A 21,380-nucleotide genomic window follows, 5' to 3' on the forward strand; every position below is an offset into this window, starting at 1 on the left:
CGGAAACGAGGCGCCCGAAATCCGATGTGGATCGTCAAAGTAGCGCTTAATCGACCTTACACCTTTATCGTTCTTGCGCTTCTGATCCTTATCGCCGCGCCTGTGGTGATTCTGCGTACGCCGACCGACATCTTCCCCGACATCAATATTCCGGTGGTCTCGGTCGGCTGGCAGTATACGGGTCTCAATCCGGAGGAGGTGGAGGGGCGCCTTACTTCTCCTTACGAGAAGGTGCTCACTACGCTGGTGGATAACATCCAGCACATCGAATCGACGACGTATAACGGCGTAGCCGTTGTGAAGATCTTTCTTCAGCCTGGGGCCTCGCTGGATACGGCCAACGCGCAGGTGACGGCAGCGTCGCAATTCGTGTTGCGTCAGTTGCCTCCAGGCACTTTACCGCCACAGATCATTAATTTCTCGGCATCGAGCGTGCCGATTCTGCAGCTGGGTATCTCTGGCCGCGGGCTTTCAGAGTCGCAGCTCAACGATTACGCGACCAATTATGTTCGTACACAGCTCGTAACGGTTCCCGGTTCTGTGGTTCCTTCGCCGTACGGCGGCAAGCAGCGCCAGATCACCATTAATATGGACCAGGCTGCGATGCAGTCCAAAGGCATCGCTCCGGGAGATCTGTTGAATGCTGTGGGACGGCAGAACGTCGTGATGCCATCGGGGACGATCAAGATTGGTCAGTCGGAGTATGACGTCCGGACGAACGGAGCTCCCCGCACGGTAGAAGAACTCTCCAGGATTCCGCTGAAGCAGGTGAATGGAACGACGATTTATCTGCGGGACGTTGCCAGCGTCAGCGATAGTTTTCAGGTGCAGACCAACATCGTGCGCCAGGACGGCCATCGTGGAGTGCTTATCTCCATCCTGAAGAGCGGTAACGCATCCACGCTTGATGTGGTGAAGGGGATTCGGGCGCTTCTTCCTCGCATCGCTGCCACGGTGCCTCCCGAACTGAAGATGACGCCGCTCTCGGACCAGAGCGTGTTTGTGCGTGGCGCGGTGGAGGGAGTCATCCGGGAAGCCGTGATTGCTGCTGCGCTGACCGCGATCATGATCCTGGTGTTTCTCGGTAGCTGGCGTTCCACAATCATTATCGCGATCTCCATCCCTCTCTCGATTCTGACTTCGGTGATCGTTCTCAGTCTGATGGGCGAGACGATCAATACGATGACGCTAGGAGGACTCGCTCTTGCGGTAGGCATTTTGGTGGACGATGCCACCGTTACGATTGAAAATATCGAACGATTCCTGGAAGAAGGTTTTCCGCTACGTGAAGCGATTCTCGAGGGTGCGGCCCAGATCTCTGTCCCGGCTCTTGTCTCTACGCTTTGCATCTGCATCGTCTTTCTGCCGATGTTCTTTCTCGGAGGGGTCGCTCGTTATTTGTTTGTGCCTCTTGCCGAAGCTGTGGTCTTCGCGATGCTGGCAAGCTACGTATTGAGCCGAACCCTGGTGCCGACGCTGGCGATGTACCTGCTTCGCGATCATGGGCATGGATCGCCGGGTACGGGATTTTTCGCACGGTTTCGACAAGGCTTCGAACGGGGCTTCGAGCGCGTACGTGCCGGCTATCAAGGCATTTTATCGGGCCTGGTTCTTCGGAGACGGATCTTCATTCCGTCGTTCCTTCTCGTTTGCCTTGCGGCATTTATTCTGGTGCCCTCTCTGGGCGAAGACTTCTTTCCTGACACCGATAGCGGCCAGTTCATTCTGCATGTGCGCGGAGCTTCCGGTTTACGTATCGAGGAGACGGCCAGGCTGTTCGACCTGGTGGAAGATGAGATCCGTCGTGAGATTCCAGCCTCGGAGATCGACAACATCCTCGACAACATCGGCCTGCCTTACAGTGCGTTGAACACCCAACATCTTTCGAATGGGTCTGTCGGTGCAAACGATGGCGATGTTCTGGTGACCCTCAAGGAGGATCACCATCCTACAGCAGGATATGTCCGCAAACTGCGTGAAGAGCTGCCACGCAAGTTTCCAAACGCCGTGTTCTACATGCTTCCGGCAGATATCACGACCCAGATTCTGAACTTCGGCCTTCCGGCTCCGATTGACATTCAGCTTGAGGGCAACGATGTGGAAGCGAGCAAGGAGCAGGCAGACAAGATAATGGCGGAGCTGCGCACTGTTCCTGGTCTCGTCGATCTTCGTGAGCAGCAGTCGTTCGATTATCCAACGCTGCAACTCGCAGTCGACCGTACCAAGGCTTCACAAGGCGGCTATACCGAGAGCGATGTTTCGACCAGCGTGCTGAATTCGCTGAGTGGAAGCTTTCAGGTGACGCCGATGTTCTTCCTCAACTGGAAGAACCAGGTGAACTACAACATCGTTGCTCAGACGCCGCAGTACAAGATGACCTCGATGCAGGATCTGAATAATATCCCGATCAATCGGACGACAGCAGGTTCGGCCACGGTACCTGCAACTCCGGAGATCCTAAGTGATCTTGCAAGTGTCAAACGTGGTCACGAGATGTCGGTCATCAATCATTACAACATTCGACGCGTGGTGGATATCTACGGCAATGTGCAGGACAGGGACCTTGGCGCGGTAAGCCGGGATGTTCAGAGGGTTCTCGATCGGAACAGGAAGAATCTTCCACGCGGAACCTTTATGAGTCTGAAGGGCCAGGTGGTTACGATGCGCAGCTCGTACATCGGCCTGATCGGAGGGCTGTTCTTCTCAATCGTGCTGGTCTACCTGCTGATCGTGGTCAACTTTCAGAGCTGGATCGACCCTTTCATCATTATTACAGCGTTGCCTGCGGCGCTTGCAGGGATCGTGCTCTTCCTCTTCCTCACGCATACGACGCTAAGCGTTCCTGCTCTGATGGGGGCCATTATGTGTATGGGAGTTGCGACGGCGAACAGCATTCTCGTCATCTCCTTTGCGAAGATCCGCCTGGAAGAGCACAGCGACGCGATCAAAGCTGCGATCGAGGCCGGGACGACGCGCTTCCGTCCCGTCATCATGACCGCGCTTGCGATGATCATCGGAATGATCCCGATGGCACTTGGAATGGGTGATGGCGGCGAGCAGAATGCTCCGTTGGGCCGCGCAGTCATCGGCGGTCTTCTTTGCGCAACCGTCGCAACGCTTGTCTTTGTTCCCTGCGTCTTCGCGCTGATTCACGGAAGCGAAAGTCGCAGGCTCAGCCGCGAGCAAAAGCGTCTTGTCGAGGAGCACGCATGAGCAACAGCCGCGGAACTCACACCTTGGAGAACGGGATGCCCAGCACACAGGAAGCAGTGAAACCTGCGCAGACGGATATTGTGCCTGCGCACAAGGAAGATCACACGAACGGTACGGTAGAAGGGCCAGGAAGCGGACGCACGGTAGGGATTCTCTTCGCTGTCGCTCTGATTGCCGCTATCTCGTATGGTCTCCACCTCCGCTCCTCTCATGAGAAGGAAGTCACAAGAGCGACCGATGAGGCTGCCATCCTTTCGGTGAACGTTGTGCAGCCTCATTCGGGATCGGGGGCGGCGCAGGATCTGGTTCTTCCGGGAAACGTGCAGGCATTTACCCAGGCGCCGATTTACTCCCGCACGAACGGCTACCTGAAGAAGTGGTATTTCGATATCGGGGCGCATGTACGTCAAGGGCAGTTGCTGGCTGAGATCGAAACGCCTGAGGTGGATCAGCAGCTTCAGCAGTCGCGCGCGGAACTGGATCGCATGCAGGCAAATATGGAGCTCGCGGGCGTAACGAGCAATCGTTGGCAGAGCCTGCTTGCCAAGCACGCGGTATCGCAGCAGGAAACGGATCAGGCCCGCAGCAACTACATCGCTGCCCAGGCTGCGGTGGATGCAAGCAAAGCGAACGTTCGCCGCCTGGAGCAGTTGCAGAACTACGAAAAGATTGTTGCTCCGTTCGATGGTGTAATTACTGCACGCAATACGGATATAGGCGATCTGATCGATGCCGGTTCCAGTTCGTCGAATCCCCGGGCATTGTTTCAGTTGGCTACGACGGGCAAGTTGCGTGTCTACGCTGCGGTTCCCGAGGTGTACGCTGACTCGATTCACAATGGCGATACGGCCGACCTCACCCAGGATTCGAATCCGAGTGAGAAGATTCCGGGTACGATCGTGCGCAATGCCAAAGCAATCGATCTCGCGAGCCGCACGCTGAACGTTGAAGTAGATGTCAACAACCGCGACAACAGGCTACTTCCGGGCGCCTATGTCTTCGTACATTTCCATGTTCCGGGCGGTGCCAATGCCTTCACGGTTCCATCGAATACGCTTCTGTTCCGCGCGGAGGGTCTGCGCGTGGCCGTAGTGCGGAACGATCGCGTCGAGCTTGCGCCGGTGACGATCGGTCAGGATTATGGCAACACGGTCGAGATAACCTCGGGTCTTACATCTTCGGACGAAATTGTTATCGATCCTTCCGACTCGCTTGCCAGCGGAATGCAGGTCCGCGCGAATCGCGGAGCGAAGGGGCGGTCATGAATCGCGTTTTTAGATCTGCATCGATGGGAGTGGCGGCATTGATTTCGGTGACATTGGCGGGATGCCGCGTCGGTCCGCAGTATGTTCGGCCGGCAGCTCCGGTTGCACCTGAGTTCAAGGAGACCCTGCCAAGCAACTTCAAATCGTCTGACGGATGGAAGGTGGCCCAACCCAGTGACGCACAACTGAAGGGAGACTGGTGGACACTGTTCCACGATTCTGAGTTGAACACTCTTGAAGCCCAGATCGACCCAGCCAACCAGACCCTGAAGCAGGCAGAGGCTAACTTCCGCTCAGCCCGTGCCTCGGTTCGTTTTTATCGCGCCAATAAGGCACCCACGATCGGTGCCGATCCAAGTATCGGCGTGGTCCGGGATTCCACAAACCAGCCCTATTTCAACAAGACATTGACCAGTAACGGTTCGGGCGATTTCACGCTTCCGATTGACCTGAACTACGAGGTCGATCTGTGGGGCCGCATCCGTCGCAGCATTACCCAATCCCAGGAACAGGCGCAGGCCTCTGCAGCCGATCTGGAGACGACCCGGCTTTCGCTGCATGCGGAACTCGCCATCGACTACTTCGATCTTCGTTCCGCGGATGCGCAAAGAAAACTGCTGGATGAGACCGTGAGCGCCTTTCAGGACGCGCTTCAATTGACGGAGGATCGATACAACGGAGGCGCCGCACCCCTCTCTGACGTCACACAGGCCCGCACCGTTCTACAGACGGCACAAGTGCAGGCGACCGATGTCGATATCATGCGGGCAGACTACGAGCACGCGATTGCGATGCTGGTTGGCAAGCCTCCTGCGCAGCTGACGCTACCGCGCAACCCGGTGACCGTTGCCGGCCCGACGCTCCCGGAGATTCCTGGTGCTCTGCCATCGCAGTTACTGGAGCGCCGTCCCGATATCGCGGCCGACGAACGCCGCATGGCGGCGGCCAACGAGCAGATCGGAATTGCGGAGGCTGCGTTCTATCCGACATTGTCGCTCTCGGCAGTTGCGGGATTCACCGGAACCTCGGCGCTGACCTGGTTCACATGGCCAAGCCGATTCTTTGCGGTCGGTCCTACGTTGTCCCAAACCCTGTACGATCATGGCCGCAGGCGAGCTACAAGCGATATCACTCGCGCGGGTTACGATTTTACCGTTGCCTCCTATCGGCAGACGACGCTGACCGCATTTCAGCAGGTAGAGGATGATCTGAACGCACTTCATGGTTTGGAGACAGAGGCGGGCCAGCAGCAGGACGCGACCGCATCGGCACAACAATCTCTCGATCTCTTCACGACCCGCTACGAAGGTGGAGTCGATACCTATCTGCAGGTGATCACGTGGCAGACTGCGCTTCTTCAAAATGAACGCAACGATATCGACATCACCCAACGTCGCCTGGAGGCGAGCGTGCTCCTGATCAAAGCTCTGGGTGGAGGGTGGAACGCCTCGCAGCTCCCACAGCACCCCTAATATTCCATTGACCCATGCAAAATCTGTCGTTTACAAGCGACAGATTTTGCTTGACCCGGATATAGGACTAAATTAGTCTCCATTCAAGACGGAAGGCTGCGGAGTCTTTTTGGCGAAGCGCCGCAGGGTTTCCGGAGATCGAACCAGAAGGAGAATCGATGAGCGATATAAACGTGGTACTGGCGGAGCGTGGTGGATTTGGGGCCGTTCGCCTGTGTGGGTGCAAATCCGTTCATCTGAGCGTCGGGCCTGTCACTCTGAATATGGATCCTGAGGTCTTCGCGCAGACCGCAATACTGATTCGCCAGGCGATGGAGTCGCTCGCGGTGATCGTGGCATCGGGAGAACTAAGCGAGGAGCAAGCTGCCTGCCCTATGCCCAACTGATTTAGCGGGCACAATCTTGTCCACGAATGCGGCCGGCTAGTGCATTCGTGGACAGATCGCGGAGGGCCTATGTCAATGCATCGGCGATCGCCTTCCCCGCGGTCACAGTGTTGGCGGTGCCACCCATATCGGGGGTGCGGAGTTGTTTGTGGGGAAGGACCTGTTCGATAGCCCGAACGATCGCCGCGCCGGCCTCCGTCTCGCCAAGATGGTCAAGCATCATGGCTCCCGACCATATCTGAGCGACAGGATTTGCGATTCCTCGTCCGGCGATATCGGGCGCAGAACCGTGGACGGGTTCAAAGAGAGAAGGAAAGAGGCGCTCCGGGTTGATGTTTCCTGAAGGAGCTATCCCGATGGTTCCCGTGCAGGCGGGGCCGAGGTCGGAAAGGATGTCGCCGAACAGGTTCGACGCGACGACGACGTTGAATCGATCGGGGTTGAGCACGAAGTGAGCGGCGAGTATGTCGATGTGGTACTTGTCCCAGGTGACATCAGGGAACGACTTTGCCATCTCCTCCACGCGAGTATCCCAGTAGGGCATGGTGATGGAGATTCCATTCGACTTGGTTGCGGAGGTGAGGTGCTTTCGCGGGCGCTTCTGTGCGAGCTCGAAGGCAAACTTCAGGATGCGGTCGATGCCAATGCGAGTCATGATCGTCTCCTGAATCACGACCTCTCGATGGGTTCCGGGAAAGATGCTGCCACCAATGGAGGAGTATTCTCCCTCGGTGTTCTCCCGCACGACGAAGAAATCGATGTCGCCGGGAGCTCGGCCGGCGAGCGGACAGGGAATTCCCGGCATCAATCGAACGGGACGAAGATTGGCATACTGATCGAACTCGCGCCGGAACTGGATGAGCGAACCCCAGAGGGAGATGTGGTCAGGAACCTTTTCTGGCCAGCCGACCGCACCGAAGAAGATGGCATCGTGGCTACCGATGCGCTCTTTCCAGTCCTCCGGCAGCATCTTGTTGTGCTTGAGATAGTAATCGCACGATGCGAAATCGAACTCGTCGAGATGCAATCGAAATCCGAACTTCCTGGCGGCGGCTTCGAGCACGCGCAGACCTTCCGGCACCACTTCTCTGCCAATGCCATCGCCGGGAATTACGGCGATTCTATAGGTACGCTCATTGCCGCCTGTTGCGATCATGCAAGGTGCTCCTCTGAGATGGGATTCGAGTGTGGGGATGAGATGGCGGAACTACCGCCAGCCTGAGTTGTGAGATTCGCTGTGCGCGTTTATTTGTCGAATGTAGCTACCGTGGGCTGATCATGGAGTATCTGGTTGACTTTATACAGGTCGAGGGTTCCCGACCATCGACCCACGGCCATCGTTCCGACTGCCGTTCCAATTGTATTCGTTAATGCGCGGGCCTCTGACATGAAGCGGTCGATTCCGAGGATGAGTACCATGCCCGCAACCGGGATCTTGCCGAGGGATGTCAGCGTAGCAGCCAGAGTGATGAATGCCGATCCGGTGACTCCCGCAGAGCCCTTCGATGACACCATGAGGACGCCGAAGAGCACGAGGACGTCAACGGCTGTGAGGTGGGTATTCGTAGCCTGCGCGATGAAGATGGAGGCCATGGTGTAGTAGATGCACTGGCCATCGGGGTTGAAGACGATTCCGGCAGGCACGACGAGACCAACGGTCGACCGGGCGCAGCCAATCCTCTCGAGCTTGAGCATAAGCTGCGGCAAAACCGACTCCGAAGAACTGGTTCCAAGCACAGTTACGATCTCATCTTTCAAGTACCGGAGAAACCTCCAGAGACTGAATCCGGAGAGCCTTGCAATCGCGCCAAGCACGACGAAGATGAACAGGATGCACGTGATATACATCGTCAGCATGAGCTTGCCGAGGGAGAGGATGGAAGCAAAGCCATACTTGCTGACCGTAAACGACATTGCCCCCAGTGCAGCGATCGGCGCGAATCTCATGATGATGGCGACGATCTGGAACATCGCCTTCATGGTGATATCGAGAACGTTCACCAGGGGGGCGGCATGACTCCCGAGGCGGGCCAGGGCGATCCCGAACAGGATGCCGAAGAAGAGAATGGGTAAGACATCGTTTTTTGCGAGCGCGTCAACGGCGCTGTCGGGAATCATGTGGAGCAGAAAATCGCCTATCGAGTCAGGTGCTGCAGAGGTGTAGCTTGACAGGGCCTTTGCATCGAGAGTGTGAGGATCGACGTTCATCCCTACGCCAGGTTTGACCAGAGCGACCACTCCGAGTCCGATCAACAGGGCCAGGGTCGATACGACTTCAAAGTAGACAAGTGACTTCACCCCGATCCGACCCAGATCCGCCAGATTTTCCATCCGCGCGATGCCGAGCACGACGGTCAAAAGAATGACCGGTGCAAAGACCATCTTGATCAGCTTCACGAATCCATTTGCGAGCGGCTGAAGCTGCAAGCCAAGGCGAGGTTCGAACAGGCCAATCAGGATTCCAATGGCGACAGCCACGAGGACCTGGAGATATAAAGTCTCGGAGAAACGTCTCATTGCACGGCCACCGCGTTGAGGACGAGTGCAGATCGTTCATGAAAAATTATGCTGGCACCGCCTGATTGAGGATTTTGAAATCCACGGCAGAATACACTGAGCAGTCGCTGATTGTCGCTTATGAGGTGTAGCGCCGTTTGCTCACAGGAAGTGATACGGGTAGGGAAATGATGCGAAGCTCGTAGGCTGCTGCCAGGAATCTAGATCTTTTTCGCCACCCGTTTGGGAGCTCTCGCCGCCGCTGGCTTCTTCGCTCGAGCCGCCGCCGATTGAATCATGTGCGCCTGGAGGATCGCACGAAGCAATCCTGGGAAGTGCCCTTCGATTTCGGCACAGCGCGAGGTGTTGCGCATCTCCACTCCATGCCGTTCTCCTCGAATCAGACCGTTTTCCCGAAGTATTTTGAAGTGCTGTGAGAGCGTGGACCGTGGGATGGCCTTATCGCTGACCGTCAGGAAGATCGAGCAGTTCTGCGTGCACTCCTGCGTCGCAATATCGGCATAGATCGCCACCCGTACCGGATCCGACAAAGCATAGAGTATCCCCTCTACGGTGATGTCTTCGATCGAAGGATGGAACAGGGGTCTCACTCTCATAAGACTAGACGGAGGAGGCGATCGATTCAATAGTTCTGAAATCCTGAACAAATGAATCCTTCTTTTCTTTCCCCCCATCTACTCACCAGCCTCCTCATTGGAACAGCCAAAGAGATCTGAGGATCGGTCAACGCAAACACGCGAAGGGAACAAGGATAGGGAAAATGAGCAAGCTCACAGGTAAAGTCGCAGTCGTCACCGGCGCATCCAAGGGAATCGGGGCCGCCATCGCCAAATCGCTCGGCGCCGAAGGCGCCTCCGTCATTGTCAACTATGCCTCCAGCAAGGCCGGTGCGGACTCGGTCGTCGCGGCAATTACCGCTGCCGGTGGCAAAGCGGTAGCCGTCGGTGGCGATGTCTCGAAGGCCGCTGAGGTACAGCGAATCATCGAGGCCGCTATCAAGAACTTCGGGCGACTCGACATTCTCGTCAACAACTCCGGCGTTTACGAGTTTTCTCCGATCGAAGAAGTCACGGAGGAGCAGTTTCACAAGATCTTCAACATCAATGTCCTTGGCCTTCTGCTTACCACGCAGGCTGCCGTGAAGTACCTTGGCGAAGGCTCGAGCATTATCAATATTGGTTCGGTGGTCAGCAGCCTTACGCCCCCCGCGAGTACGGTCTATACCGGAACCAAGGGCGCAGTGGATGCCATCACCGGTGTCCTGGCCAAGGAGCTCGGCAGTCGTAAGATCCGCGTCAACTCCATCAATCCCGGCATGGTTGAGACCGAGGGCGTACACGCCGCCGGCTTCATCGGTTCCGATTTCGAAAAGGGAGCCGTATCACAGACGCCTCTCGGCCGCATCGGGCAGGTAGACGATATCGCCACGGTCGCCACCTTCCTGGCCACCGAAGACGCGAAATGGATCACGGGAGAACTGGTTCGCGTTGGCGGCGGCCTTCGCTAAGCAACAGAGATGAGGGCCTGCAGTTGGCAGCGATGCGGCCGCAGGCCCTCGCACCGAATACAGATGAGACAAGGAGCGTTATGGGAAAGCTTGATGGAAAAGTAGCAGTGATCACCGCGGCGACGTCAGGTATGGCGCTCGCAACCGCGAAGCTTTTTGTGGATGAGGGAGCATACGTCTTCATCACCGGACGGCGCCAGAACAAGCTTGATGAGGCTGTGAAGCTGATTGGTAAAAACGTCACCGGTGTACAGGGCGATGCGGCGAACCTCGCTGATCTTGACCGGCTTTACGACACGGTCCGGCGTGAGAAGGGCAAGATCGACATTCTCTTTGCCAGTGCCGGACAGGGCGAATTAGCAAAGCTGGAAGAGGTGACCGAAGAGCACTTTGACAAGACATTTGACCTGAATGTGCGTGGCACACTCTTCACCGTACAGAAGGCGCTTCCGTTGTTCAACGACAACGGGTCCATCTTTCTCAATGGATCCATCGCCAGCATCAAGGGCTTTCCGGCCTTCGGCGTCTATAGCGCCAGCAAGGCCGCCGTGCGCTCTTTTGCGCGCACCTGGCTGCTCGAGTTGAAAGAGCGCAGAATCCGGGTGAACATCCTCAGCCCCGGCACAATCGATACGCCAATTCTCGATCCGCTCGGCCCGGATGCGAAGGAGCAGTTCAAAGCCCTGATCCCACGCGGTGAGATGGGGCGCCCGGAAGAGATCGCAACAGTTGCACTCTTCCTCGCGTCGGACGACTCGAGCTTCGTCAATGGCATAGAACTCTTCGTCGATGGCGGTACTGCACAGGTCTAAGTCCAAAAACTCTTGCAAGCTGGATTGACGGGCTCGTCTGGAATAACTTCCTTTTGGCGAGCCCGCCTTCTTGTGCTGGCCACCCGTGTCGGAATTGTGGTTCGTTCTAAACCTGCGGGTCAACTAGCCGTTGAGTCGATGGCCTTTCCACCTGAAGGGCGTAGGACGCGGAACCCTCTCGACCACCGGCGGAGCGATTGCGGCTTCGCCATCAGAGGTGAGTGCGGTACGCCAGAATATGGAATGAGCCGGCGTTCCCGTTAACGCTGTTGGATTCGATCAGGACTTCAAAATGCGGAAGCGTTCCATCAGGCTTTTTGAGCTGGCTGAGAAAGGGAAGAAGAGCTTCGTCGTTAAAGAGGAAGTCGGTGATCGCCTCGGTACCGGCCATCGAATTCCCTTCAATCACTAAGGCGTTTCCGTTGCCGTCCAGGTTGGAGATCAAGGCTAATACGCCAAGAACGCGTTGCTTCGGGTCGGCGTCAGATACAAAGTATCGATCCGGCTCTCCCGGCTGGGGATGACGATTGATGAAGCTATAGATATGGTGAACGCCATCGTTCGATCCGAAAAAGTTCATCTGGGGCTCATAAAGCTCGAGCCATGGGTTGGCCCCGCGCGCGCCGGAAAGAATGATGTTCCCTTGCTTTAGCTCATCCATGCGAAGATCTCGGGCATATTTCACAATGAGCTTGTCGGAGGAAGAGAAGGGGAGCTGCTGAATCCGGCGAAAGAAATTCAAGTCGACGAATGAGGTATAACGACGGTTCGCGATATTGAGGATCTCGTCAGTTCTTTCCCTCGAGAGTCCTTGGGTCTCCTGGCGGAAGTCGCGGTTGAGGTATTCGGCCAGCGTGGTGTCTTTCCTTGTCATCCAATGCAGCAGCACCAGGCCGTTGTCAGCGGCCACGAAGGTCGTCGGTCGCGAAGACTGGAAGATGCGATTCCAAAGCAGATGGGAGGGACGGTTCGCGGCTTCCGTAGCTCTATGCCGAGTGAAAAATAGAGCGAAGGAAAGAAGGACGATGAGGACACTCATCAGGCAGCACGGCAGAAAGAGTGGATTTGTAACCCAACGGGTACGAGAAGAAGAGTCTTTTGCTATTACAGGTGGCGCTGCTGCAGCGACCTGGTCCAATGGATACGCTTCTACAATAGGTTCAAGAAACGAGGAGGCCAGGCGATCGAATCGTACGATGTACTCCCCTTTGGGGACGGTGACTTGAAATACAGTCCCTTTAGCGTCCGCTACGTACTGGTCGAGCCTTTGTCGCAGGCGAACCATATGCGAACGAACGATTGTGTCGACGCCGGGATCGAAGTCGTCGCCCCGTTCAAAGACTTCAGTCGCGATGGTCTGTTCATTAAGGAGCTTTGTTCGATCGAGAAGAGTTTGTTCGGCGAGGTACAGCAGGAGCTGGGACAGGCGCGAGGACTTGGAGAATCGAGGAGAGTTGACGATCTGCAGGACTGCCTGCCATCGCTCGTCCTCCATCAAAGAAGATTCGGTGTATGACGACAGGTCCTGGAGAAGCGTTGTCACTTTCTCATTGTAGCGAAAAGCCGTGAAATTCTGGTAAACAGGCAGAGAAGTGGCATGGTAAGTCGTTCTCTTTGCAAGTACTTTGGATTTTGTCACATTGTGAAATCACATTGTGACATGGACTTGAGACTGTCTCATGCGGGTCGTCGGCCTCTAGCGTTGCAGACAAGCGGAGATTTTGCCGGAGATCTCGTCGGCAAATCTTCGCAACTCGGAGAGCCAGCGTGACTCGTAAACTTTATTTCTTATTTCTCTTAGCCCTTGTGGCGTTTCCTGTGGATTCTTTCGGCCAGGCGAACGCTATCGACGCTGCAGTCAATGGATATGTGCTCGATTCATCGAAGAGTTCTATTACTGGATCCCATATCACTCTCACCAATATCGGTACCGGCATCTCGCAAGAGACCAGCACGGATGCGAACGGTTACTACCGATTTCCTCTGGTGCATGTCGGCACTTATCGTTTGGAGGCGGTGGCAGACGGATTCCAGAAAACCACCCAAGAGGGAATCATCCTTAACGTGGGCCAGGAGGCTCGAATCGATATTGCTCTTTCGGTTGGAAGCACTTCTCAAACTGTTGAAGTGGAGGCCGGAGCCAATATTATGGATACGGGTACCTCGACCATTGGGGCAGTGCTCGATCAGCATGAGATTGAAAATCTTCCGATCGCATCCCGTAATCTGTTCAACTATCTTCTCCTTTCGCCTGGCGTGATCGGCATGCCGACGAGCACCTTTTCTACGACGCAGTTCACTTTTGGCGGTACAGAGAGGTCGCAATGGAATCTGGATGGTTTGGACAATACGCAACATGGATCCAATCGTCAGATCCGTTTGATTATCGTCACTCCTGAGGCGGTGGCGCAGACCCAGACGCTCTCGAACGGATATTCCGCGGAGTTTGGGCGCGCGGCCGGCGGACAGATCAATGTCCTTCTCAAATCCGGAACCAATCAGTATCACGGATCGGCTCTCGGGCAGTGGCGCCCTCTCGACCTTCAGGCAATCCCAACCCTGGCGACTGCACAACCCAACCGGAGCTGGTGGGACGTCGCGTTCACCCTTGGCGGTCCTATTATTAAGGACAAGCTCTTCTTCTTTGGTCAGTTTGAGAACAACCCCTATACGCTTCCAAATCCGATTACGATTACTCCCGCAAATGCAGCAGCGTTGGGATTGGCCGCCAATCAAATTGGAACGGCTCCCTTCGGCGAGACGTATCGCACTCTGGTAGGTAAGGTGGACTTCAATCTGAATGCGAAGAACAGCGGATATGTTCGCTATGCCCGCTTTACCAACCAGCAACCGAATAATGCGAGCGGACTCAGCATTGTCGATCGAGGCTCGCACTACACCGATCACCAGAATGGCGGCGGCGTGCAGCTGGCGACCGTCCTCTCGGATCGGTTGCTGAACGAACTGCGCTTTGGTGTGATTCAGCGTGACACGGGGAACTTTCCGTTGGCCAACGCGTCGCAATATGGAAATGCCTTGGTCAACATCAGCAGCGTAGCGAATATCGGATATAGCCCGCTTACGACGACGACGACGACAGAGCGCAGCTCCAGCGTGCTCGATAATATGACCTGGACGCGGGGACGTCACACCTTTAAGTTCGGTGGTGAATACGATCACGAACTCTTTGCCAATCTCTCCGGCACCGCCCCAACGTTTACGTTCAGCGGTCTTGCCGCACAAAATAGCCGCCCGGCGGTGAGTTCTCTCAACCAGTTCCTCAACACGACCTCCGGGGCCACCGATCCGGCGACCGGCAAACCTTATACGTATACCTTCCTCACAACGTACGGCGGGACCCCGAATATCCGTATTGCATTCAACTTCCTGAATTTCTTCGCTCAGGACGAGATTCGTTTCAGTCAGAACTTCAGCCTCAACGTCGGCGCTCGCTACGAAGCGATCTTGTTTCCCACCTTCGACGCTCAAGCACCCTATCCGTTATCGCGTAGTATTCCCAACGATTACACAGACATTGCTCCGCGCATTGGGATGACCTGGTCACCTTTTGGCAACAGTAAGACGGTGGTTCACGCTGCTTACGGAATGTACTATGACGTTCCTGGTCTCGGCACCTTTTACAATGCTGCTCAGGTCAACGGGCATCGCCTTCTCTCCTATCAGGTGGCTGGCGGAACTACTGGAGCGCCGGTATTTCCCAACACCCCCGATCTTAGCGGCTCTGCCTTCCAGGTAAAACCGAGTATCACCGCCTTCGATCCCAACTTTCACAATGCATATCAGCATCAGGCTAATCTGCAAGTTCAACAGGATCTCGGACGTAATTATCAGCTGACGGTCGGATATCAGTTCGCAGGCATGAAGCATGGACTCTATTACACCGACACGAACCTCACCCCGACTGGAAACACGCTGGCCGATGGTCGTCCGATCTTCGCGGGAACGGCCAACAGACCGAATACGAACTTCGGAGCGATCAATCTTATCCGGAGTGGTGCCAACACCAACTTCAATGGGGGATTCCTTACCCTGCAGAAACGCATCTCGCACGGGCTGGAGTTTACCGTCAACTACATGTACTCGCATGCCCTGGCCGACAATATCGGTGAGGGGGGCAGCGTCAGCGATCCCACCAATCTCCGACGCGATTATGGCAATGCCGACAACGACACGCGACATAATCTGGTGATTCAGGGGATCTATCAACCCTCGGTTGCTGCTCATTCGTGGCACTGGCTCAATGGCTTCGAGTTGTCTTCGATGACCTTTATAAACTCCGGTTATCCGATCAACCCTATCGCAGGCACCGACCTTAACCAGGACGGCGTGATCAATGACCGGCCGCTCTTCGTAAGCCGAAACAGCTTGCGGGGCAGCGGCCTCTCTCAAGAGGATGCTCAGATCAAACGTTACTTCAACTTCGGCGAACGCTACCATCTGGCGGCATTTGCTCAGGCTGAAAATCTGTTGAACACCAACAACCTGAACTGCAATACCACCACCGGTTGTACAGGAGCCGTCATCAACACGGTCAATGCGAGCAACTTCCTGAGTGAACAATCGGCTCGCACTTCGCGCAACATGCAATTCGGAATGAGTCTGAAGTTCTAAGACTCACGAACCTGACACGACGCAGAAGGCCGGACCTATGTTCATGCTCCGGCCTTCTGCACGATCCCTGGCCAGCCCTCTATTGATCTCCGGGAGATTTTTCTCATGCAGTTTCGTCCCTTTGCGCAGTCCGCTGTAGCGGCAGCGTTTCTTGTTCTTGGTCATGTTGGATTTGCCCAGGTTGTTCCAGGACCTCTGCAATTGCAACATGCGGTTCAGGATAAGAACTTCTATCTGTTGTCAGCGATCGAAAACGATCCGAAGGTGCGTTCCGCGCTTCTGGCAGACAAGGATCTTTCCGAGATAAGCGCGGAGCGTAAGCAATATCTTGCCCTGGCGCTTCGGTCGTGCAAAGGAGATGCCGTTTGCACGACGAGAAGTCTCCTCTGGACAGAAGAAGAGATCCGTATCGTCTCGTTCGCCCTCGAACGGCTTTACCGCGAGGATGCATCGCTGCGAGAGCTAGTTAACAGGGATCTCCGTCCGAGCGGAGCCTATGTTCTCTATCAAAGCCAAAATGGAGAGGCTCTCCTGGCCAACGCGTGGGAGATTTGCGCGCGAGGGATCAACAACATCATTGCGGTCTATGGGCAGGGAGGAGCCCCTCGGTATCCTCTGATTGATTCCATCTCCTTCGATGTGAAGTCGTCCGAATTTCAGCAGAAGATCACCACCATGGCTCAGAGTCTTTCTACCGAGACTCCCAACTCTGAGTTCTTCTTTTCTCCTTCGCTTCAGGCGGCGTTGCAACTGCTGGCTATGAACCGTCGGGACGAAGCAGGCAGGGAAGAGCCCATGGAGACGGAAGGAAATGCGGCCGCCATCAAGACAATTCCAAGTATTCAGTGGAGCAAATATCCGTACTCTGTGATCGTCGTCCCAGGAGCGGGACCAGGTGATCCGAATACAGCTCTCTCCGAGGCATGCAGACGTCGTACGGCCCTTGCAGCGGAGGCCTATCACGCAGGAAAAGCGCCGTTCATCCTCGTCTCCGGAGGGTATGTGCATCCCTCTCAAACTCGCTTCGCTGAGGCGCTCGAGATGAAGAAGGCTCTCCTGGCCGACTACCACGTTCCGGAGACGGCGATTCTGATCGATCCTCATGCCCGACACACTACGACGAATATGAGAAACGCGGCGAGAGAGATCTATCGCTACAAGATGCCGATGGAGAAGTCTGCGCTCGTGATTAGCGACACGGGACAAATCTCCAGCATCGCAAGCCACGCCTTTGCGTACCGCTGCTTGAAAGAGATGGGGTACCTTCCCTACAAGATTCTCGACCATCCATCCGATACGAGTCTCGTCGTTCTTCCTGAAATTGAATCGCTGCAGCAGGACCCTTTGGATCCTCTCGACCCGTAGCCCACAACCACGTGCGATTGCTTCTTTGTGCAACCGCCAGATGTGAGAGACCTTCGACCCAACAATACATAACTTCTGCCGAATGGTGAGTGCTGTTACCAGGCCACGAGATTGGAGCCGAAAGAATGAACCGCAGATCGTCCACCGCAGCTTTGTTGATAGCCATGCTTTGCCTCCCGGAGGCCGCATATCCCTGGGGCGTCCGTGCGCACTCCGTGATCGACCATACCGCGGTCGATACGTTGCCCGAGGACGGCCCGATGTTTCTTAAAAAATATGCGGACTATATTGCTGGTTCAGCAAGCATTCCTGATACGTGGCGTGTGGCCTCAGAGCCTTTTTCGAAGATCGAAGAGGATCCCAACCATGGTTGGTTTCGTGAGCAGTTCGCCTTTATGAAAGTAGTTCCTCGCTCGCGTTATGAGTTTGTGCTGGAGTTGTATCGCGAGTATCTCCGCATTGAAAAAACCGATCCCGAAGATGCCAAACGAATGAATGTACGCTGGACCGGCACGTTGCCTTATGCAGCTGCTGAAGTCTACGGACATCTGGTTGCAGATATGAGGCTTCTCCGAAGAGAGCGTGCCGCGGGTAGGGATACAGCCTTTTTGGAGCAAACCTGCGCATTTTATGTGGCGTGGATGGGCCACTATATCGGTGACGGAGCGCAGCCATTGCACGACACGATTCATCATGATGGCTGGCAGGGGCCAGATCCGAAGGGATATACTCGTGATCCCAAGATCCATGGACGCTTCGAATCAGCTTATGTGGAAGCCATCGCTCTTACCGAACAGGACATCGCCCCCCGAATTGGAAAGCCCGGCCATCTGCAGGGCGACGTATTCGATTTAGTTCTGGCTCATCTTGATGAAGCTGGCGACAATGTTGAGGCAATCTACAAACTCGACAAGCGCGGAGCTTTTAGTGACGCACACGACCAGGAGGCGCGAGAGATGGTTTACAGTCGAACGGCCGCTGGCGCCCGAATGCTCCGCGACCTAGTGTACCGGGCATGGCTTGAAAGCGCACTTCCGCAAGCTCCAGGCAAGCCGAACCCAATCGATCTGAATAATCCGCTCTACAATCCGGAGACCGGTTCCGCTCCTGCCGGAGTATCGCCTGAAGTGGTTAAATAGGGCTTCATCGAACGCGGCCCGGAGGATTTGAGGGTGCGGTGCCTGGCATCCTCATCCTCCGAGCAATTCGATTCTGGCTCGTCCTTTTTATGGCAGGTTTGTTTCTCAGTAGCGTCACGGCCTTTCCGCTAAAGACCGAACTGCATTGGCTGTTATCTATTCTCGAGACCCCGCCCGTACGACGAATCGCTAAAGTCACCCACCTGCTTAAGGGAAGCCCTGCACCACACAGGGCGTTTCCAGCTAACTATCCATCATCTGCCGGAAACCGTCTTCGGAACGCGAGGCATGGCTGTGAGAGCTTCGAGGAAAAGGTCAACCGTGCTCTTGCCAGGCAGGCTCTTTTGCCGCGATCGCCGCAGGATTGCGATGCGCCATCTCGGTGGGCGGGGGGCTTGATTACTGATCTTGAGCGATAGTATCCGACGCGAGCCTGCAAGCGATCGCGCCAGCGCGGAGGGCACAACCGCGACTCCCAGACTATTCTCGACGAACTGCAGCGCGGTCTGTACGTCACTGACCTCGAATACTGTATTCCGCTTGATGTGGTGCTCCGCGAACATCTGATCCACCACCCTCCGAAGAGCTCGATCCGGCGTAAGGTCTACAAACGTCCCCTGGGCAAGAGCTTCCAGGCGAACGCTCTTTGCTGACCGCTGAGGGTGATGCAACGGACAGATTGCCACCAGCGAATCCTGAGCGTAAGGAATGACCTGCAACCCTGGCCACTCGGTTCTGTTCACAAGAGCATGGAAGCTCAGATCGACATCGCCGGAGCCGACCAGCGCGGGGATGGAAACGGTACTGAGAGCTCGAACCGCTATCTCCACCTCTGGGTAGGCCGCGCGGAATCGCTTGAGAAGAAGCGGCAACTCAAGATAGGGACCGAGGCTCTGCAGGATGCCCAGATGCAGCCGACCGCGAACAACGCCGTCCTGAGAGCGGACTGCCGTGATTCCGGACTCGAGTGCCGTGAGTGTGGCACGGGCGTGTTCCAGGAATAATCTGCCTGTCTCGGTCAGGGCGACCCTGCGGGTCGTGCGCTCAACGAGCCGCGATCCGAGTTCCAGCTCCAGTTCCTTGATGGATGCAGAGAGTCCCGATTGCACGATGTGCATCCGTTGCGCTGCCCGGGTGAAGCTGCCCTCTTCCGAAAGAGCGACGAAGTGCTGAAGGTGACGTATTTCCATAGCGATCGATCAATCCTATTCATCATCATTACAGATATCTCATATCAGAATCTTTTGTTTTACGCCTGAATCGATCAGAGCTAGGCTTCTTAATGTGAGCTGTCAATCGCTGACGGCAGGAACCAGGAGGTCATTTGTGATGAGCGAGGCAGGAGAGACGGTACGGATCGTCGGCATTTCAGGCAGCTTGCGGAGGGTGTCCTTCAGCACCGCGCTGCTGAAGGTTCTTGCGGAGAGAGCGGCGCCTGCGATCGATCTCGAGGTCGTTACTCTCGAAGACATTCCGTTTTACAACGAAGATCTCGACATCGATCCGGCAATCCCCGCAGTGGCGGCGCTCAAAAGAAAGGTCACTGAAAGTGATGGGGTCCTCATCTCCACGCCCGAGTACAACCATGGCATTCCCGGCGTGCTTAAGAACACGCTTGATTGGCTCTCTCGCCCGGTCTTCGAATCCTGTTTCAAAGGCAAGCCGGTCTCGATCATCAGCTCCTCCAAGGCATTCACCGGCGGCGTCCGGGCCCAGTATCAACTGCGGGAGACGTTGATCTCGATGCACGCGCATCTCGTGATGGGACCTGAGGTCGTGGTGGGCGGGGTGTACCGGCACTTTTCAGATGAGATCTACACGGACGAGGCCGGGCTCCTGTTCATGCTCAAGTCGCTCGAACGATTGAGAGAGACTGTCGTCGGCCGTCGTGTGATGGTGGTGTGAGCGGGCGGATCTTCGCTCGGTTGGTTCTCTGTGCGATGTTGGGTTCGAGTCTTCTTCGGCAGCCGGTGCTGGCACAGACGCACGTCGCGGAGCCACCGGTGAATCTCGGAGATACGAACTTTCTCGATGGCATCGCGGGCCCCGGCTATGTGCTCGAACAGATTGCCGACGGGGGTCACGATGGAAAAATCGTCGGGGCGAGCGGGAACGCTGTTCCTGGGACAGGTTCGGTGAACAGCATCAGTGGGCTGACACACCTCGCGTGGCTATCGCATAAGCGCATCGCCGGCGGTTGGTACGGAGTGGAGGTTGTGGGCGCCGCGGCTGACGTCGATGCCGGTGCACAGGGAAGGGCGGGCGGTGTCGGCGCCCTGACGGTCAGCCCCTTTATCCTGCAATGGACGGAACATCGCTTCCTTCACATGCCGGTAGAACAACGTGTGACCCTGGATTTTCAATTGCCGGTCGGCGGCTACAGCCGGAGCTCGGGAGTCAACATCGGAAGCAACACCTTTGCGGTTAATCCCTACTATGCGATCACGGCGCATCCGACGAAACGGATTGAGACGAGCTGGCGGGTACACTATCTTTGGAATTCGACGAACAATGCTCCGCCCCTGAGCACGGGAGCCAGCTCCACGCAGGCAGGACAGGCGATCCACTTCAATGCCACGGCCGGCTATAACATCTACAAAGGTCTCTGGATCGGACCCAACGCCTACTTCCTCTCGCAGATTACCGACGGCCGGGTCAACGGCGTCTCCGTTCCCGATTCACCGGAACGAGTAGCTGCCATCGGCCCGGGCATGGTTTGGAACAGGCATAAATGGTTCTTCTATGCGAACGAGTACCAGGAGTTCGGCGCGCGAAACCGGGCTACCGGCCAAAAGTTAGTCCTCCGTGTAGAAAAGGTCTTTTGAACTGTGGTGCCTCCCCTGAAGGAGAGACCGCTGTTGAAGAAAGCTAGGCGCGTTCTAGCGAGTTGCCGGAAACTGAAAAGAAAGATTGGCTTTAGATGGGTGATCAGAAAGCTGAACCAATAAAGGTGATGATGATCAGCTTACTGCGCGCTTTATTAAAAAGGGGATTCAACCGCCTGCTTAATAACGCTTTATGTAGCTCAATGTGGTAAAAGTGTCAGATTTTTCAATCTCACCCTTCAATATC

At 55.9% G+C, this 21,380-nt stretch carries 16 protein-coding genes; 11 read left to right on the plus strand and 5 right to left on the minus strand.

All coding sequences use genetic code 11. The features are described 5' to 3' along the window. Nucleotides 1–24 precede the first annotated feature (24 nt). The 4 genes from BDD14_RS24260 (at nucleotide 25) to BDD14_RS24275 (ending at nucleotide 6,336) form a co-directional block, all read left to right on the plus strand. Entirely contained in the window at nucleotides 25–3,213 is a 3,189-nt protein-coding gene (locus BDD14_RS24260) for an efflux RND transporter permease subunit (protein ID WP_130421996.1), read from the plus strand. Beyond that, nucleotides 3,210–4,478, plus strand: coding sequence for an efflux RND transporter periplasmic adaptor subunit (locus BDD14_RS24265; protein WP_242618173.1), 1,269 nt, complete (start codon nucleotides 3,210–3,212; stop codon nucleotides 4,476–4,478). The genes BDD14_RS24260 and BDD14_RS24265 overlap by 4 nt, the downstream gene beginning before the upstream one ends. Next, complete coding sequence (locus BDD14_RS24270; protein WP_207231815.1) at nucleotides 4,475–5,950, plus strand: efflux transporter outer membrane subunit; 1,476 nt, start codon at nucleotides 4,475–4,477, stop codon at nucleotides 5,948–5,950. Before BDD14_RS24265 ends, BDD14_RS24270 begins: the two co-directional genes overlap by 4 nt. A gap of 158 nt (nucleotides 5,951–6,108) precedes the next feature. After that, on the plus strand, nucleotides 6,109–6,336 hold the full coding sequence (locus tag BDD14_RS24275; RefSeq protein WP_130421998.1) for a hypothetical protein: 228 nt from the start codon (nucleotides 6,109–6,111) through the stop codon (nucleotides 6,334–6,336). A gap of 67 nt (nucleotides 6,337–6,403) precedes the next feature. Here the strand turns inward: BDD14_RS24275 and BDD14_RS24280 are convergent, their stop codons facing one another. The 3 genes from BDD14_RS24280 to BDD14_RS24290 form a co-directional block, all read right to left on the minus strand. Then, a complete protein-coding gene (locus tag BDD14_RS24280) occupies nucleotides 6,404–7,492 on the minus strand; it encodes a tartrate dehydrogenase (protein WP_130422000.1) in 1,089 nt (362 codons plus the stop codon). Nucleotides 7,493–7,581: 89 nt separating this feature from the next. Continuing rightward, entirely contained in the window at nucleotides 7,582–8,853 is a 1,272-nt protein-coding gene (gene dctA / locus BDD14_RS24285) for a C4-dicarboxylate transporter DctA (protein ID WP_130422002.1), read from the minus strand. A gap of 200 nt (nucleotides 8,854–9,053) precedes the next feature. Beyond that, on the minus strand, nucleotides 9,054–9,449 hold the full coding sequence (locus BDD14_RS24290) for an ArsR/SmtB family transcription factor (RefSeq protein ID WP_242618174.1): 396 nt from the start codon (nucleotides 9,447–9,449) through the stop codon (nucleotides 9,054–9,056). A 164-nt stretch (nucleotides 9,450–9,613) separates the two neighbouring features. Between BDD14_RS24290 and BDD14_RS24295 the strand changes: the two genes are divergently transcribed. Together BDD14_RS24295 and BDD14_RS24300 are read left to right on the plus strand one after the other, a co-directional pair. Then, nucleotides 9,614–10,360, plus strand: a complete 747-nt coding sequence (locus BDD14_RS24295) for a glucose 1-dehydrogenase (protein WP_130422006.1) — start codon at nucleotides 9,614–9,616, stop codon at nucleotides 10,358–10,360. An 80-nt stretch (nucleotides 10,361–10,440) separates the two neighbouring features. Continuing rightward, nucleotides 10,441–11,172, plus strand: a complete 732-nt coding sequence (locus BDD14_RS24300; protein ID WP_130422008.1) for an SDR family NAD(P)-dependent oxidoreductase — start codon at nucleotides 10,441–10,443, stop codon at nucleotides 11,170–11,172. A gap of 211 nt (nucleotides 11,173–11,383) precedes the next feature. On the opposite strand, the gene BDD14_RS24305 is transcribed toward BDD14_RS24300, so the two are convergent. Continuing rightward, nucleotides 11,384–12,715, minus strand: a complete 1,332-nt coding sequence (locus BDD14_RS24305; RefSeq protein WP_130422010.1) for a hypothetical protein — start codon at nucleotides 12,713–12,715, stop codon at nucleotides 11,384–11,386. Nucleotides 12,716–12,939: 224 nt separating this feature from the next. On the opposite strand from BDD14_RS24305, the gene BDD14_RS24310 reads away from it, so the two are divergent. The 3 genes from BDD14_RS24310 (at nucleotide 12,940) to BDD14_RS24320 (ending at nucleotide 18,308) form a co-directional block, all read left to right on the plus strand. Further along, nucleotides 12,940–15,804, plus strand: a complete 2,865-nt coding sequence (locus tag BDD14_RS24310; protein WP_165420222.1) for a TonB-dependent receptor — start codon at nucleotides 12,940–12,942, stop codon at nucleotides 15,802–15,804. Between the two features lie 105 nt (nucleotides 15,805–15,909). Next, nucleotides 15,910–17,169: a YdcF family protein gene (locus tag BDD14_RS24315; RefSeq protein ID WP_130422014.1), complete on the plus strand. Its 1,260-nt coding sequence runs from the start codon at nucleotides 15,910–15,912 to the stop codon at nucleotides 17,167–17,169. A 242-nt stretch (nucleotides 17,170–17,411) separates the two neighbouring features. Beyond that, nucleotides 17,412–18,308, plus strand: a complete 897-nt coding sequence (locus tag BDD14_RS24320) for a phospholipase C/P1 nuclease family protein (protein WP_207231816.1) — start codon at nucleotides 17,412–17,414, stop codon at nucleotides 18,306–18,308. A gap of 254 nt (nucleotides 18,309–18,562) precedes the next feature. On the opposite strand, the gene BDD14_RS24325 is transcribed toward BDD14_RS24320, so the two are convergent. Further along, complete coding sequence (locus BDD14_RS24325; protein ID WP_130422018.1) at nucleotides 18,563–19,498, minus strand: LysR family transcriptional regulator; 936 nt, start codon at nucleotides 19,496–19,498, stop codon at nucleotides 18,563–18,565. Between the two features lie 139 nt (nucleotides 19,499–19,637). On the opposite strand from BDD14_RS24325, the gene BDD14_RS24330 reads away from it, so the two are divergent. Together BDD14_RS24330 and BDD14_RS24335 are read left to right on the plus strand one after the other, a co-directional pair. After that, complete coding sequence (locus tag BDD14_RS24330; RefSeq protein WP_130422020.1) at nucleotides 19,638–20,213, plus strand: NADPH-dependent FMN reductase; 576 nt, start codon at nucleotides 19,638–19,640, stop codon at nucleotides 20,211–20,213. Further along, nucleotides 20,210–21,133 (plus strand): SphA family protein, encoded by a 924-nt coding sequence (locus tag BDD14_RS24335; protein WP_130422022.1) that lies wholly within the window; start codon nucleotides 20,210–20,212, stop codon nucleotides 21,131–21,133. The genes BDD14_RS24330 and BDD14_RS24335 overlap by 4 nt, the downstream gene beginning before the upstream one ends. Nucleotides 21,134–21,380 lie beyond the last annotated feature (247 nt).

Origin of the sequence: Edaphobacter modestus, assembly GCF_004217555.1 — a bacterium.
Taxonomy (GTDB): Bacteria; Acidobacteriota; Terriglobia; order Terriglobales; family Acidobacteriaceae; genus Edaphobacter; species Edaphobacter modestus.